The organism is Halomonas sp. MCCC 1A11062, assembly GCF_021404355.1.
In the GTDB taxonomy this organism is placed as follows: Bacteria; Pseudomonadota; Gammaproteobacteria; order Pseudomonadales; family Halomonadaceae; genus Halomonas; species Halomonas aerodenitrificans.
In genome coordinates, this window is the sequence record NZ_JABFTW010000024.1 from 43426 (window position 1) to 56707 (window position 13282).

A 13282-nucleotide genomic window follows, 5' to 3' on the forward strand; every position below is an offset into this window, starting at 1 on the left:
CGCTATACTCGTTACGCAATGACTCCCCTTTGCGAACCATAACGACAAACATAGGTTCCCCCATGCGCCTTCCCCTGTTGGCCGGCTGGCTTTCCCTGGTGTTGCCCATTGCAACCGTGCTGGCCGACACTGAGGTGCAGGCAGAAGAAGCCGTACGCAAAGCCGAGGTACTGGAGCAGGTCGTGGCGCCTGATGTTGAGGTCCGCGAGCCGGTGGAACCGCTCGAGGAGCAAGAGGCTCAAGTCATCGATCCAGAGGGCAGCGACCCGCTGGAAGAGCCGCTTACCTGCCTGGCGCGCAGCATCTATTGGGAAGCCAAGGGAGTACAGGGCCGCGACATGGAATCGGTTGCCAACGTGGTGATCAACCGCCTGGCCAGCGAGGAGTTTCCCAATACCGTCTGCGAGGTGGTGAAGCAGGGCTCGGAGCAGAGCCCGTGCCAGTTCTCGTGGTGGTGCGATGGGCGCCCCGATGAGGTGGTGGAAGGCGATGCCTATGAGGTGGCCAGGGAGGTGGCACGCCAAGCGCTGAACCGGGAGCTGCCCGACCACACCGATGGCGCGCTCTATTTTCACGACCGCACGGTCCAGCCCAACTGGGCCAATGAGTTTCTACTGACCATCGAAACCGAGGCGTTTCTCTTTTACCGTCCCAACGATACGGCGCAGTGATCGGAGAGGGTCGAACTCACCGGAACCGAGCCCGACCAATGGCCGCTGCCTGCGATTTTTTGGAAGAATGCGTGAATCGGCACGGTTTCGGTGCGCCTGGATTTGACCGGCCACGCTTCAGGAACTCACCATACAGTTACAAAAAGAATAAAAAAGCCCCTGACATTTCAAGCCATCCCAGGGGCAACTTGCAGGAGGTAACGCCTATGATCGTCTCACTGATCCCCAGTATCGCTGCCGTTCCCCAAACCCGACATGAAGCGGATATCGAAGCCTTGCTCGATGGCCTGATGAGCGATGAAGGGCTGAACCGACATGAGCGGGACGAACTGCTCGACCTGCTGATACTCGAGCGGGCCGAAATCAAGCGCCAACTCAACCGTATTCGGGAAGAGCGCGGCTGACCTGCCGGCCACCAGTAAATCGCGCTGGCAGAGAGGCTCAGAGCTTTTGAAAAGCCGCCATGACCTGCCCTGCCAGCGTTTCGCATGCCTGATCGGCACCGGGCCGCCTTACCATCGCCAGCTGATATTCACCCAGCGGCGGCAGCAGACCGGGATCGATGCGCTTCAGCGGCGGTCGTACCAGGCTCAGCGGAAAAGGCGCCACCGCCAGGTCGGCGAGCATGGCCGCCTCCTGGCCGGCACAGTGCTCGCAGGAGTAGGCGATGCGGTAGCTCAAGCCGGCCCGGTCCAGGGCTTCGAGGGCCATGCCCCGCCAGGCGCAGCCGGAGTGCGCCAGCGCCACCGGTAGCGGCGAGCGCTGCGCGGCAAGCCCGCCTTCCCGCCCCGCCCACACCAGCGGTTCGCTGTGCACGATATCGCCGCGTATCTCCTGCCCCGGGTTGCCGGCGGTCACCAGGATCAGATCGAGCTCTCCGGCTTCCAGTCGGGCCAGCATCTCACGGCTGCTGCCCACCACCACGTCGACCTGCACCGCCGGATGCGAGCGGGCGAATTGCGCCAGCACACCAGGCAGGATGCGCGTGCCCACGTCATCGGTGGTACCGAATCCCAGTCGCCCCGACACGCTGGGGGCGAGGAACTGCGTCACCGCCTCCTCGTTGAGCTTGAGCAGGCGCCGGCCATAGCCGAGCAGCGTTTCTCCCTCGGGCGTGAGGCGTACCTGGCGGGCCTCACGGACGAACAGGGCATGGCCAAGCGTCTCCTCGAGACGCTTGATCTGCATGCTGAGCGCCGAGGGCGTGCGAAACACCTGGCGCGCGGCCCGGGTGAAGCTGCCGCATTCGGCAATTGCCACGAAGGTACGCAGCACGTCGGTGTCGAGCAGCGGCAGCGGCGAGTGCAGAGTGGTGGGGGGCAGTTGGGTCATGGTTCCACCTTTCAATTTCTCTTAAAGGAGACTCTAGTCTTTTTCGTTGGATTGATCCAATCGCAAGCGCGACACTGTCCTGCAAGAGGTCGCGACCCTCCACTCACTTTCAAGCGAGATCACGGCAGCCAGCCTGTGGCGGCCCGTGAGGAGGTGCGACATGAGTCAGTACGAACCGCTGCATCATCAGCCCAAGCCGACGCAAGCCAAGCATTCCACGCCGCCGCCCGAGCCGGACTTCTACATGCCGGCCATGCCGCCTCTGGGGCTGATCCATGCCATCGAGACCCGGATTCACCGCTACCTGCGTCGACGGCGGTTTCGCCAGCGCTATCTGCCGCTGCTGGCCCACGACGACCACATGCTCGACGACATGAACCATCGGCGCGACGACATCCTGTGGGCCTCGCGCCTGCCGCTGAAGGAGGATGCCGAGCAAGCCCTGGCCGAGCGTCGCGTGCAGCGTAGGAAAAGCCTTGCTGAGCCCAGCGCTTGACCTCAGCTGCGCTTGAGGTCGTAGGGTGCGGGCAACGTCAGCACAGCGAGGAGCAACACCATGAACGTGATGATCGTGGGCGCAAGCCAGGGCCTGGGCCGGGCCTTCATCGAAGGACTTGGCGATAACGGCGACCGCTTGATCGGCGTATCGCGCCGCATGCCGCAGCCATTGCCGGTGCGAACCGGCATCGAGATCGACTGGATCGAGGCCGATCTGGCCTCACCCGAGCGGGCGGCCGCCACGCTGGCCGAAGCCGCGCAAGCGCGGGGGCTCGACGTGCTGGTCTACAACCTGGGGCTATGGGAAAGCCGGGCTTTCGAGCCGGACTACCGCTTCCTGGACGACAGCCCGGCGGAGATCCAGCGCATCGTCACGGTCAACGTCAGCGGCGCCATTCTGCTGATACAGGCGCTGCTCCCCGTGCTGCTGCGCTCTCGTGCCCCGCGTATCGTACTCACCGGCTCGACCTCCGCCCTGCCCGGCCACGGCCGGCCGGAGGTCGCCTTCGGTGCCACCAAGCATGCTTTGCGCGGCATCGCCGAGGCGCTGCGCGAGGGCTTTCGCGAACAGCGCCTGGCGGTGACCTGTCTGCAGCTAGGCTATCTCAACACCGAGGACGACCTGAGCGTGCCGCTCGAACGCGCAGCCCGCCGCGGCGACGGCGAGTTCATTCCCATGCATGACGTAGTGCAACTGGTGCGCACCCTGCTGGCGCTGTCGCCCAGCGCCTACGTCAAGGAGGTGGTGATGCCGGCCATAGGTGATGCGCGCTTCTAGCGATTCCTCTCTAGCCACTTCCTCAGGTTCCAAGCTGCTCCCCCTCGGTGGAGGTCTCGACGAGCGTCTCGGCTCGTTGCAGCAGCGCGCGCTCCTGCTCAGGCGTCAGCTCGAGACCGAACCGCTGGCGCAGCACGTCGGGCAGCGCATCGGCTTCAATCCGCTGCAGCTCCGGCGCCTGGCCCGGGCGGAAGATCTTCAGCTCGAGATCGGTGAGCGCAAGCCGAACCTCGGCGCCGTTGTGCTGCGCCACGATGCGCCGCACGAAGGGCGATCCGGGGTGGCGAGAGGCCAGATAGTTGTATTCGCCAGAGTCGGCGCGATAGCAGGTTTCGTCACTGAACTGGTAGATGTTGAACCATTCACCGAGGCGCTTATGACGCAGCAGCCAATATCCCAGCGGCGAGCGCTCCAGGCGATACTCCCAGGGGCCATGACTCACCTCGCGGTCCGCCTCGAGCAGGATCGGCTCACGCGGCCCGACATTGCCGACGCCGACATCGACCATCCAGTCGTGGCCCGCCACTTTCACCACCAGCATGGTATGGCCGAGAGGAGTGACGATGCTCGCATCCTCGCCCATCAGCATTCTCGCGTTGCGCCCGGCGACCTCGAAGCCGAGCCGGTCCAGCACCGTGGCGAACAGCGTGTTGTGCTCGTGGCAATAGCCGCCGCGCCGACGTCGTACCAGCTTGTCCTGAAGACTTTCCAGGTCGATGCGGATCTCACCACCGGTGACGATCTCGAGATTCTCGAACGGCACCGCGGCGAGGTGCGCCTGCTGCAACGCCGTCAATGTTTCCAAGTCGGGGGCCAGCGATCCCCGGTAGTCGATACGTGCCAGGTAGGCGTCGAGATCGAGCGCCGACGTCTCCCACTGGGTCGATTCATGAAGGGGTTGGGCGTTCCGTACAGCCTGCATGGCGTTCTCCTGTTCCTTCAACTTAGCTCGTAGAGCAACCTTGTAGCGCAGGCTAATACCTCAAGTTAGCTTCAGGTAAAGCGGAGAAGTTTCAATCGCTCTGATAGCTTCAGGACATTCAACCAAACGGTTGACAAACCCGCCTACTAAGCCTATATCAACCATATGGTTGAATATGACGAAGCACACTTGGATCAGGTCTTCCATGCCCTGGCCGACCCAACCCGCCGCCTGCTGCTCGAGCGGCTGGCGGCGGGTGAGCGCAAGGTCGGCGAGCTGGCCGAACCGTTCCCCATCTCGCTGGCGGCCGTTTCCAAACATGTTCGCGTACTGGAGCAGGCGGGGCTGGTGGAACGCCGTATCGAAGGGCGCTCCCACTACTGCCGGCTGCAACCGGAGCCACTGGCAGCGGCAGAGCAGTGGCTGAGCTTCTACGAAGGCTTCTGGAGCCAGCGGCTGAACGCGCTGGAAACGGCGCTGCAGGCCGCCCCGGATGGTAAATCGACGAAGGAGAAGAGGCAGGATGGATGACACCGACTACGGCGAGCGGATTGCCGAAGAGAGCGTCCGCTTCGAGCGCCTGCTGCCGGGGCCCATCGAACGGGTCTGGGCCTTCCTCACCGAATCGGACAAACGTGCCCAGTGGCTCGCCCCCGGCGCCATGGAGCCGCGGGCCGGCAGTTCCTTTGCTCTACACTTCCACAATACCGAGCTGACACCCGACAGAACGCTGCCCAGCGAGCGCTTTCGTCAGTACGACGGCAGCTTCACGACACAACACCAGGTGCTGCGCTGCGAACCGCCCCATCTGCTTGTCTGGACCTGGGGCGGCGGCAACGAGGCCCCATCGGAGGTGACCTTCGAACTCAGCGAGGCAGGCGAGCAGGTGCGTCTGGTCGTCACCCACCGTCGCCTCGCCGATGACGGCACCATGGTCAACGTGGCCGGTGGCTGGCACACCCACCTGGGTATCCTGGCCGACGTGCTGCACGGTCAACCGCCTGCCCCGTTCTGGCCCACCTTCGAACGCCTGGAGGAGGAGTATCGATGCCGCATCACATCACCCAGCAATTGATGTTCGAAGGCAATGCCGAACAGGCCATGCGCTTCTACGTCTCGCTGTTCGACGATGCCGAGATCGTCCGGCTCGAGCACTACGGCCCCGAGGAACCGGGCAGAGAAGGCAGCATCAAGCAGGCCGAGTTCACCCTGGCCGGCCGACGCTATACCTGCATCGACAGCCACATTGCCCATCCCTTCACCTTTACGCCCTCGATCTCGCTGTTCGTCGACTGCGAGAGTGCCGAGGAGTTCGAGCGCCTCCATCGAGCCCTGGCGGATGGCGGCGAGACGCTGATGCCGCCCGGCGACTACGGCTTCAGCGCCCGCTTCGCCTGGCTCAACGACCGCTTCGGCGTCTCCTGGCAACTCAATATGACTTGAGGAGCAAGACTCCATGACGACCTCACCCTTGCCTCCCATCGTCTCCGAAGAGGAGTGGCGCAGCGCGCTGAACGAACAGATCGCTCATGAAAAGGCCCATACGCGTGAGCGCGACAGGCTCAATGCTGCGCGGCGCCGTTTGCCGATGACCGAGGTGCGCACCGATTATGTCTTCGAAGGGCCACAGGGAGAGGCCACCCTGCTCGACCTGTTCGAGGGGCGCCGCCAGCTGATCGTCTACCATTTCATGTTCGGCCCCGACTGGGAGGCCGGCTGCGACGGCTGCTCCTGGGTGGTGGACGCCATGACCCACCCCGCCCATCTCAACGCCCGCGACACCACCCTGGTGCTGGTCTCCCGGGCGCCGCTGGAGAAGCTCCAGCGTTACCAGGCGCGCATGGGCTGGCAGCATCCGACGTGGTTCTCGTCGCTGAACGGCAGCTTCAATCAGGACATGGGCGTGACCAGCTGCAACTGCCATGCGCCGGATACCGACCGCGGCGAGCGGCACGGCATCAGCGTCTTCCTGCGCGACGGCGAGCGGGTCTTTCGCACCTACTTCAGCGGCAAGCGCGGCGTGGAGTACCTGGGCAGCCTGTGGACCTACCTGGACCTGACGCCCTACGGCCGTCAGGAAACCTGGGAAGAGTCACCGCCCGGCTGGCCGCAGACGCCACCCTACGTATGGAATCGGCGTCACGACGAATACGAGACGTGACTGCTCTCACGGCTCGCTTGGAAACAACGACAACCAGAGGGAACGCAACACATGAAGACCATCGGCCTGCTCGGCGGCATGAGCTGGGAATCCACCGTCAGCTACTACCGTGCGCTCAACGAAGGGGTGAAGGCCGCCCTGGGCGGATTTCACTCGGCCAAGCTGTGTCTCTACAGCGTCGACTTCGCCGAGATCGAACGGCTGCAGCATGCCGGCGACTGGGACGCCACCGCCGAGATCCTGAGCCGGGCCGCGCGCAGCGTGGAAGCCGCCGGGGCGGATTTTCTGCTGATCGGCACCAACACCATGCACAAGGTCGCGCCGCAGGTGGCTGAAGCGGTCTCGATCCCGCTGCTGCATATCGCCGATGCCACGGCACAGCGGCTGGCCGATGACGGCATTCGTCGCGTCGGCCTGCTTGGCACCCGCTTCACCATGGAGCAGGACTTCTACAAGGGGCGGATCGCCGAAGGCTTCGGCATCGAGGTACTGGTGCCCGACTCCGCGCAGCGCGACCTCGTGCATGAGGTGATCTACCACGAGCTGTGTCTGGGGCAGGTGAAGGAGACCTCGCGTCAGCGCTACCTGGAGATCATCGAATCGCTACGCGAGCAGGGGGCCGAAGCGGTGATCCTCGGCTGCACCGAAATCGCCCTGCTGGTGCAGCAGAGCCATACCACGGTGCCGCTCTATGACACCACGGCCATTCACGCCGAAGAGGCAGTGAAGTGGGCGCTACAGAAATAGGCTTGAGCTGAAAAATCTTCGAGCGAAGGCCAGACAAGGCAAAAATCAGCGAAAAGACGGAGTTTACCGGTTGTAAATGAGTACTTTGAGCTGATTTTTAACGCTGTATGGCCAAGCGCAGAAATTTTTCGGCCAAGACTAGGCGTAGGTATTGATCTGCGTACCCACCATGCCATCGTTAGCAAGCTGGGGCTCTACCGAAGCCGAAGCCATCAGCGCCTGAACCTGATCCTTCTGCATGTCCAGCGCTTCCTTGTAGACCTCGAGCTGCACCTGCTGGGCGGCTTGCACCTGCTGCATGACCAGCGACTGGCCTACGCTGGAGTTGACGGCGTAATCCATGGCATTTGCTCCGTTGTTGGTTCTTCTGTCACCCCACGCTAACAGCTGACGGAAGCGAAGGCAAAAACGCAGCCCGCCGAAGCGGGCTGCGCACTTCAACCAGGCAGCGTTCAGGTCGAGGCGCTTGCCAGAGGTCGTGTCCTCACCCCCATCAGGATCATCAGTGCGGCCAACAGCAGCACTGCGGCGCTGGCGGCGAATACGTTCAGCGCTCCGCCCAGATCGAAGATCAGCCCACCCGCCGCAGCACCGGTGGCGATCGCCAGGTTGATGGCAGCCACCAGCAGGCCGCTGGCGCTTTCGGCCTCGTCCGGCACCGTGCGGGTGAGCCAGGTCGACCACGCCACCGGGATGGCGCCGAAGGCCAGCCCCCACACTGCCACCAGCGCGGCATCGGTGACCGGCGTGCTTTCCAGCAGCACCAGGGATAGGCCGAGCGTACCCATCAGCAGCGGCATCAATATCATGGTCAGCCGCAGGCTGCGTTCGACCATCCAGCCACCCAGGTAGTTGCCGAGGAAGTTGGCCACGCCGAAGCCGAGCAGGATGGTGGCCACACCGCTCACGCCGACGCCGGTCACCGTTTCGAGGAACGGACGAATGTAGGTGAAGAAGGCGAAGTGGCCGGTAAAGACCAGAGCCGCAGCCAGCATGCCCAGGCCGACTCGTGGCCGCATCAGCACGTCGAACAGGGTACGCAGGCGGGTCATGCCGCTGGGTGCCATCCGCGGCAGGGTAAGGAATTGCACGATCAGCGCCAGCACGCCCAACAGCGCCGCCATGCGGAACACGTCGCGCCAGCCGAACAGATCGCCGAAGTAGCTACCCAGCGGCGCCGCGGCGATGGTCGCGGCGGAAACGCCGCTGAACATGATCGACAGCCCCCGCGGCACCAGATCCTCAGGCACCAGGCGCATCATGGTGGCGATCGACATGGTCCAGAAGCCGCCCAGCGCCATCCCCAGCAGCACGCGCCCGATCAGCAGTACAGTCAGGTTGGGGGCAAACGCCACCAGCAGGTTCGAGGCCACCAGCAGCATGGAGAACCCCAGCAGCACATGGCGCCGGTCGATGCGGCGGGTCGCGGTGGAGATCAGCAGGCTGGTCAGCAGCGCCACCGCCGCGGTAACCGTCACCGCCTGACCCGCCATGCCTTCGGTAATGCCCAGGTCCGCCGCCATGGGCGTCAGCAGGCTGGCGGGCAGAAATTCCGCCGTCACCAGCCCGAACACACCGAGGGCCATCGAGATGACCGCCCCCCAGGCGGGTCGTGCCCGCGGTTCCAACTCGTTCATGCTCGTTCTCCTTTCCTAGAGAAGCTTTCGTCAGGAACGAGAAGACTAGAGCGACCGAGTCGGACGATCTATGCTAGAAGCTCTCGAATAATTGATCGTTCATCCGAATCGACATGAGCGGTACGCTTGGCGGTTGCGCAAACACGGTGAGGGGGTGCGAGATGCCGAAACCTGAGTTACCCAACGACCTGGTCAGCGAATTGCTGCTCGGCATGCGCCTGCGCGGCATCGCCTATCGCCGCATTCAGCTTTCTCCCCCCATGGGGGTAGAGTTCGGGCAGGTAGAAGGCTGGGCGCAGTTCCACTTCGTGGCCCGCGGCCCCGTCTACCTGCGCAGCCCCAGCGGCAGCGTTCACACCCTGGCCACCGGCGATGCGCTATTGCTGCCACGCGGCGGCCTGCATGCCCTGCTCTCCTCCCCCGACCAGCCGGCCCAGGACGTCACTGCCTTCGAAAGCGCCAGGCTGTGCGAGGCGGTCAGTGCGATTCGCGCCTGCCCGAAGAATTGCACCCAGGATGGCGCCCTGACCTTCAGCGGCTGCATGGAGTTCGACCTGGGCAGCATGCACGCCCTGGTCTCGCTGATGCCCGAAGTGATGCACGTCGGCACCCTGCTCGAGCGTCAGCCCGAGATCCTGCCCATGCTCGAGGCGATGGAGCGTGAGGCGAAGATCGAGCGTGCGGGTTATGCCGCCATTCTGGCACGGCTCGCCGACGTGATGGCGGCCTTCATCGTGCGCGGCTGGGTGGAGTGCGGCTGCGGCGATGCCACCGGCTGGATCGAAGCGCTGCGCGACCCGCGCCTGGGCCGCGTCATTGCCGCCCTGCATCGCGAGCCGGGGCGCAATTGGACGGTGGCGGAGCTCGCCGCCGAGATGGGCAGCTCGCGCTCGGTATTCGCCGAGCGCTTCCTGGCGGTAACGGGCATGACGCCGCATCGTTACGTGACCGAGCTGCGCATGCGCCTGGCGGCCCAGTGGATCGGCCGCGAGCACCAACCCATCGAAACCGTCGCCTTCCGCCTGGGCTACGGCAGTACCGCGGCCTTCAGCCGCGCCTTCAAGCGCATTCACGGCCACCCTCCCGGCGCCCTGCGTCATCAGCGCGAGCCCGCTACCATCACACAAACCTCCGCTTCCGGGAGCTCTCATGAACGAAGCCCAATCGCTGCAGCAGGCCATTGACGAGCCGGTATACCTGGTGGAGTACGACCCCGCCTGGCCGGCACGTTTCGACGCCGAGCGCAGCCGCCTGCTGGAGCGTTTCCCCACCGAGCTTATCGAGGTGCAGCATATCGGCAGCACCGCCATCCCCGGCATGCCGGCCAAGCCCATCATCGACGTCATGGCCGGGGTCGCCTCCATGGCCGTGGCCGATGCCCTATTCGAGTCCATTCTCGAGCACGGCTACGTCACCTCGGTGGAGTTCAACGCCAGCCTGACCGACCGCCGCTGGTTCATGCGCCACGCCAACGGCCGCCGTACCCACCATCTGCATGTGGTGGTGCACGACGGCGAACTATGGCGCCAGAGGCTCGCCTTCCGCGATGCGCTGCGCGCCGACCCAGCGCAGGCCGAGCGTTACGCCGCCCTCAAGCGCGAACTGGCTTCGCGTCACGGCACGGATCGCGAAGCCTACACCCGGGCCAAGGGCGAGTTCGTGCGCTCGATCATTGCCTCCTGACTTCTTGACATGCAACCAAATGGTTGCCTTAATGATTCCATGCCCAACGACATGAACGACGTTTTCAAGGCCCTTGCCGACCCCTGCCGTCGCGAGCTACTCGACCGTCTGTACGAGGACAATGGGCAAACTCTCGGCGAGCTGTGCGAGCGCATGTCGATGACCCGGCAAGGCGTCACCAAGCACCTTGCACTGCTGGAGACGGCGAACCTGGTCGTGGTCGTGTGGCGCGGCAGGGAGAAGCTGCATTACCTGAATCCGGCGCCGATCCAGCAGATCCACGAACGCTGGATCGGGAAGTTCGAACGTCACCGGTTAGAGGCACTGGAAACGCTGAAAAGAGCCCTGGAGGATTCCCAAGATGAATAAGCCCGAGTTCGTTTACGTCACCTACATCGACACCACGCCGGACAAGGTGTGGCAAGCACTGACCAACGGCGAGTTCACCCGCCAGTATTGGGGCGGCCGCAGTATCACCTCGGACTGGCAGGTCGGCTCGACGGTCAAGCATCTCAAGCCGGACGGCTCTCTCGACTGGGCAGGTGAGGTGCTGGAAGCCGACCCGCCGAGGCGCCTCTCGTACACCTTCGACCCGTCTGGCGAGATGTCAGGGCAGAAAAGCGAACAGACAGCTCAGCCCCAGGCTGAGAAGCCTTCACGGGTCACCTTCGAGATCGAGGAGTACATGGGCAAGGTTCGCCTGACGCTGACTCACGACCGGTTCGAGCCGGGCAGCAAGGTGCTGCAAGGTATCAGCGTGGGCTGGCCCGCCATACTCTCCAGCTTGAAATCCTTGCTGGAAAAAGGCGAGCCTCTGTTCCCTGACTGGAGTTGAGGGCACTCTCCGTGCCTCTCCATACGCTCTCCAACCCCCGAAGGCGGTGGCTGATCAGTTGAGATGCACCGCCTCGAAGTGCGCCACGGCAGCGCCAGACGCATCGCGCAGGGTCAGCGTCTGGCCTTCGATCTGCCAGGTCGCTGTCGCCTCCAGCGCGGCCAGGAAGGCCTGCTCGGTGTCGCCGCCTTGCAGGCAGGCCATGCGTGTGGTGATCAAGGGGCCGAAGTGAAGGGCGTCGTTTTCCAGTCGATAGTTGCCCGCAAGGTGGTTGCAACCGGTGGAGCCCGCCACGCGGCTCTCCTCGGTATGCAGCACGAAATGCGCCTCGCGCTGGTTGTCCACCGCCTCGGGCATCACATCGCCGACCTGGGTCAGCTTCCAGTAGGTGTTCACCAGCGGCTCGTCGTACCTCATTTCCCCCTCCATGGCGGTACAGCCCATCAGCACGATGGCCAGCGATCCCAACCAGATGGCAAAGCGCTTTTTCATTCTCGTTCCCTCGGCAAGCAGTCTTGACGCCCGCCGCTAAGGCAGCGGGCTCCATGTGCCGTAATGTCGGAAAAGACGCGGCGAATAGCCAGCCTGAATTAAGCAGATACCGGGGATTTCGTGCGCTCGGTCACAAGGCCAAGCTGACACCGGCTGGAGTATCTAACCAAGAATGTCGATGCCGCGGTGCCCTTTCTCGACGCCCTCCACCAGAATGACGTCGCCCACGGCGTTGGCGGTGCGCAGTGGCAGGATGCGCCGGTAGGCCTCGGAGCGATACCAGGCCCGGGCCTGCTCCAGGCTGGGGAAGCCGAGCATGATCGTATCGCCCTGCCAGCTGCCCTCCAGCACCTCGGTGTTGCCACCGTGGATCAGGTAGCGGCCACCGTAAGGCGTGAGGGTGGCATCGATCTTCTCCAGGTACTCGACGATCTCGGGGCCCATGGTGACGTCCTGCAGGCGGGCGATGGCGTAGGCGGTCATGGCGTTGCTCCAGCGGTGGGTTTGCCTCGACAGCTTCGCCCCGCTGGTGCGACCTGGCGATTACCTGCGAGGTAATAGCCAGGCATATCGCTTGGCGCTAATCTGAGCCCATGACAACGAAATCCCCTACCCCCGGGCAGCTGTTGAAGGAGTGGCGCCAGCGGCGGCGACTGAGCCAGCTCGCGCTCGCCACCGAGGCCGACGTCTCCCAGCGCCACCTCAGCTTCGTCGAATCCGGACGGGCCACGCCCAGTCGGGAGATGCTGCTGCGCCTGGCGGAACAGCTGAGCGTTCCCCTGCGCGAGCGCAACCGGTTGCTGCTCGCCGCCGGTTTCGCTCCGGCCTTCGGCGAGCGCGGCATCGACGCCCCCGAGCTCGGCGCGGTGCGCGGCGTGATCGAGCGTCTTCTGGCGAGCCATGCCCCCTACCCGGCGCTGGCCGTCGACCGCCACTGGCACCTGCTGCTGGCCAATCGGCCGCTCGAGGCGCTGCTCGATGGCATCGACGACGAGCTGTTGAAGCCGCCAGTCAACGTGCTGCGGCTCACGCTGCATCCCCGCGGGCTTGCACCGCGCATCCGCAACTTCCGCGAATGGCGCAGCCATATCCTCGAGCGCCTGACACGCCAGGCCGAGACGACCGCCGACCCGGTGCTGGCCTCGCTCGGCGAGGAGCTGAAGGGGTATCCGATACCGGCCGGCGCCCGCCCCCATCTGGCCAGCGCCTCATCGCGCCACGGCGGCATCGTCGTGCCGCTGGAACTCGCCATGCCGGATGGCCGCGTGCTGTCGCTGCTGAGTACCACCACGGTATTCGGCACCCCGCTCGACGTCACCCTGGAAGAGCTCGCCATCGAGTCGTTCTTCCCGGCGGACGCGGCCACCCAGGAGGCGCTGCAGCAGTTGGCAGCCGCCTCAGCGGGTTAGATACCATCTCTCCTAACCGGCCACAAATGCCCTATCAGGCGGTTTGTGGCCGATATTCGGTTTGCGTCTTGAGGACCCCGTAAGCGATATGGATCAGCTTACGCATTGCCGCCCCCA

Annotated in this window: 20 protein-coding genes; 14 read left to right on the forward strand and 6 right to left on the reverse strand. The window is 64.4% G+C overall.

Annotation, left to right across the window (positions count from 1 at the left end):
* Positions 1 to 62 precede the first annotated feature (62 nt).
* Both HOP58_RS19265 and HOP58_RS19270 read left to right on the forward strand, forming a co-directional pair.
* Positions 63 to 671 carry a cell wall hydrolase gene (locus HOP58_RS19265; RefSeq protein WP_234252579.1) on the forward strand — a complete coding sequence of 203 codons (609 nt, stop codon included), beginning with the start codon at positions 63 to 65 and terminating at the stop codon, positions 669 to 671.
* Positions 672 to 877: 206 nt separating this feature from the next.
* Positions 878 to 1075, forward strand: coding sequence for a hypothetical protein (locus tag HOP58_RS19270; protein WP_234252578.1), 198 nt, complete (start codon positions 878 to 880; stop codon positions 1073 to 1075).
* A 37-nt stretch (positions 1076 to 1112) separates the two neighbouring features.
* On the opposite strand, the gene HOP58_RS19275 is transcribed toward HOP58_RS19270, so the two are convergent.
* Positions 1113 to 2003, reverse strand: a complete 891-nt coding sequence (locus HOP58_RS19275; protein WP_234252577.1) for a LysR substrate-binding domain-containing protein — start codon at positions 2001 to 2003, stop codon at positions 1113 to 1115.
* Positions 2004 to 2163: 160 nt separating this feature from the next.
* On the opposite strand from HOP58_RS19275, the gene HOP58_RS19280 reads away from it, so the two are divergent.
* Positions 2164 to 2499, forward strand: coding sequence for a hypothetical protein (locus HOP58_RS19280; protein ID WP_234261250.1), 336 nt, complete (start codon positions 2164 to 2166; stop codon positions 2497 to 2499).
* A 60-nt stretch (positions 2500 to 2559) separates the two neighbouring features.
* Entirely contained in the window at positions 2560 to 3279 is a 720-nt protein-coding gene (locus HOP58_RS19285; RefSeq protein ID WP_234252575.1) for an SDR family oxidoreductase, read from the forward strand.
* A gap of 22 nt (positions 3280 to 3301) precedes the next feature.
* Here the strand turns inward: HOP58_RS19285 and HOP58_RS19290 are convergent, their stop codons facing one another.
* Positions 3302 to 4201 (reverse strand): arylamine N-acetyltransferase, encoded by a 900-nt coding sequence (locus tag HOP58_RS19290; protein WP_234252574.1) that lies wholly within the window; start codon positions 4199 to 4201, stop codon positions 3302 to 3304.
* 189 nt (positions 4202 to 4390) lie between these two features.
* Here HOP58_RS19290 and HOP58_RS19295 point away from each other — a divergent pair, with 189 nt between their 5' ends.
* From HOP58_RS19295 to HOP58_RS19315, 5 genes are read left to right on the forward strand one after another with little or no spacing between them, the layout of a single operon-like run.
* Complete coding sequence (locus tag HOP58_RS19295) at positions 4391 to 4732, forward strand: metalloregulator ArsR/SmtB family transcription factor (RefSeq protein ID WP_234252573.1); 342 nt, start codon at positions 4391 to 4393, stop codon at positions 4730 to 4732.
* Complete coding sequence (locus tag HOP58_RS19300) at positions 4725 to 5276, forward strand: SRPBCC family protein (protein ID WP_234261251.1); 552 nt, start codon at positions 4725 to 4727, stop codon at positions 5274 to 5276. Before HOP58_RS19295 ends, HOP58_RS19300 begins: the two co-directional genes overlap by 8 nt.
* Positions 5249 to 5644: a VOC family protein gene (locus HOP58_RS19305; RefSeq protein WP_234261252.1), complete on the forward strand. Its 396-nt coding sequence runs from the start codon at positions 5249 to 5251 to the stop codon at positions 5642 to 5644. The genes HOP58_RS19300 and HOP58_RS19305 overlap by 28 nt, the downstream gene beginning before the upstream one ends.
* Positions 5645 to 5657: 13 nt before the next feature.
* A complete protein-coding gene (locus HOP58_RS19310; protein ID WP_234261253.1) occupies positions 5658 to 6362 on the forward strand; it encodes a DUF899 domain-containing protein in 705 nt (234 codons plus the stop codon).
* Between the two features lie 51 nt (positions 6363 to 6413).
* Positions 6414 to 7109, forward strand: coding sequence for an aspartate/glutamate racemase family protein (locus tag HOP58_RS19315; RefSeq protein WP_234261254.1), 696 nt, complete (start codon positions 6414 to 6416; stop codon positions 7107 to 7109).
* Positions 7110 to 7247: 138 nt separating this feature from the next.
* On the opposite strand, the gene HOP58_RS19320 is transcribed toward HOP58_RS19315, so the two are convergent.
* Together HOP58_RS19320 and HOP58_RS19325 are read right to left on the reverse strand one after the other, a co-directional pair.
* Positions 7248 to 7451 (reverse strand): putative motility protein, encoded by a 204-nt coding sequence (locus tag HOP58_RS19320; protein ID WP_234261255.1) that lies wholly within the window; start codon positions 7449 to 7451, stop codon positions 7248 to 7250.
* A 110-nt stretch (positions 7452 to 7561) separates the two neighbouring features.
* A complete protein-coding gene (locus tag HOP58_RS19325; protein WP_234261256.1) occupies positions 7562 to 8746 on the reverse strand; it encodes an MFS transporter in 1185 nt (394 codons plus the stop codon).
* Between the two features lie 161 nt (positions 8747 to 8907).
* Between HOP58_RS19325 and HOP58_RS19330 the strand changes: the two genes are divergently transcribed.
* The 4 genes from HOP58_RS19330 to HOP58_RS19345 are packed head-to-tail and all read left to right on the forward strand — an operon-like array spanning position 8908 to position 11264.
* Complete coding sequence (locus HOP58_RS19330; RefSeq protein WP_234261257.1) at positions 8908 to 9930, forward strand: AraC family transcriptional regulator; 1023 nt, start codon at positions 8908 to 8910, stop codon at positions 9928 to 9930.
* Positions 9896 to 10429, forward strand: a complete 534-nt coding sequence (locus tag HOP58_RS19335; RefSeq protein ID WP_234261258.1) for a GrpB family protein — start codon at positions 9896 to 9898, stop codon at positions 10427 to 10429. Before HOP58_RS19330 ends, HOP58_RS19335 begins: the two co-directional genes overlap by 35 nt.
* A 51-nt stretch (positions 10430 to 10480) precedes the next feature.
* The gene (locus tag HOP58_RS19340; protein WP_234261259.1) at positions 10481 to 10798 is read left to right on the forward strand and encodes a helix-turn-helix domain-containing protein; all 318 of its coding nucleotides are present in this window, start codon (positions 10481 to 10483) and stop codon (positions 10796 to 10798) included.
* On the forward strand, positions 10791 to 11264 hold the full coding sequence (locus tag HOP58_RS19345; RefSeq protein ID WP_234261260.1) for an SRPBCC family protein: 474 nt from the start codon (positions 10791 to 10793) through the stop codon (positions 11262 to 11264). Before HOP58_RS19340 ends, HOP58_RS19345 begins: the two co-directional genes overlap by 8 nt.
* A 54-nt stretch (positions 11265 to 11318) precedes the next feature.
* Here HOP58_RS19345 and HOP58_RS19350 read toward each other — a convergent pair whose 3' ends face one another.
* Both HOP58_RS19350 and HOP58_RS19355 read right to left on the reverse strand, forming a co-directional pair.
* Positions 11319 to 11756, reverse strand: coding sequence for an META domain-containing protein (locus HOP58_RS19350; protein WP_234261261.1), 438 nt, complete (start codon positions 11754 to 11756; stop codon positions 11319 to 11321).
* 162 nt (positions 11757 to 11918) lie between these two features.
* Entirely contained in the window at positions 11919 to 12239 is a 321-nt protein-coding gene (locus tag HOP58_RS19355; protein WP_086511082.1) for a DUF1330 domain-containing protein, read from the reverse strand.
* A gap of 110 nt (positions 12240 to 12349) precedes the next feature.
* Between HOP58_RS19355 and HOP58_RS19360 the strand changes: the two genes are divergently transcribed.
* Positions 12350 to 13165, forward strand: coding sequence for a helix-turn-helix transcriptional regulator (locus HOP58_RS19360; RefSeq protein ID WP_234261262.1), 816 nt, complete (start codon positions 12350 to 12352; stop codon positions 13163 to 13165).
* The last annotated feature ends 117 nt before the right edge of the window (positions 13166 to 13282 follow it).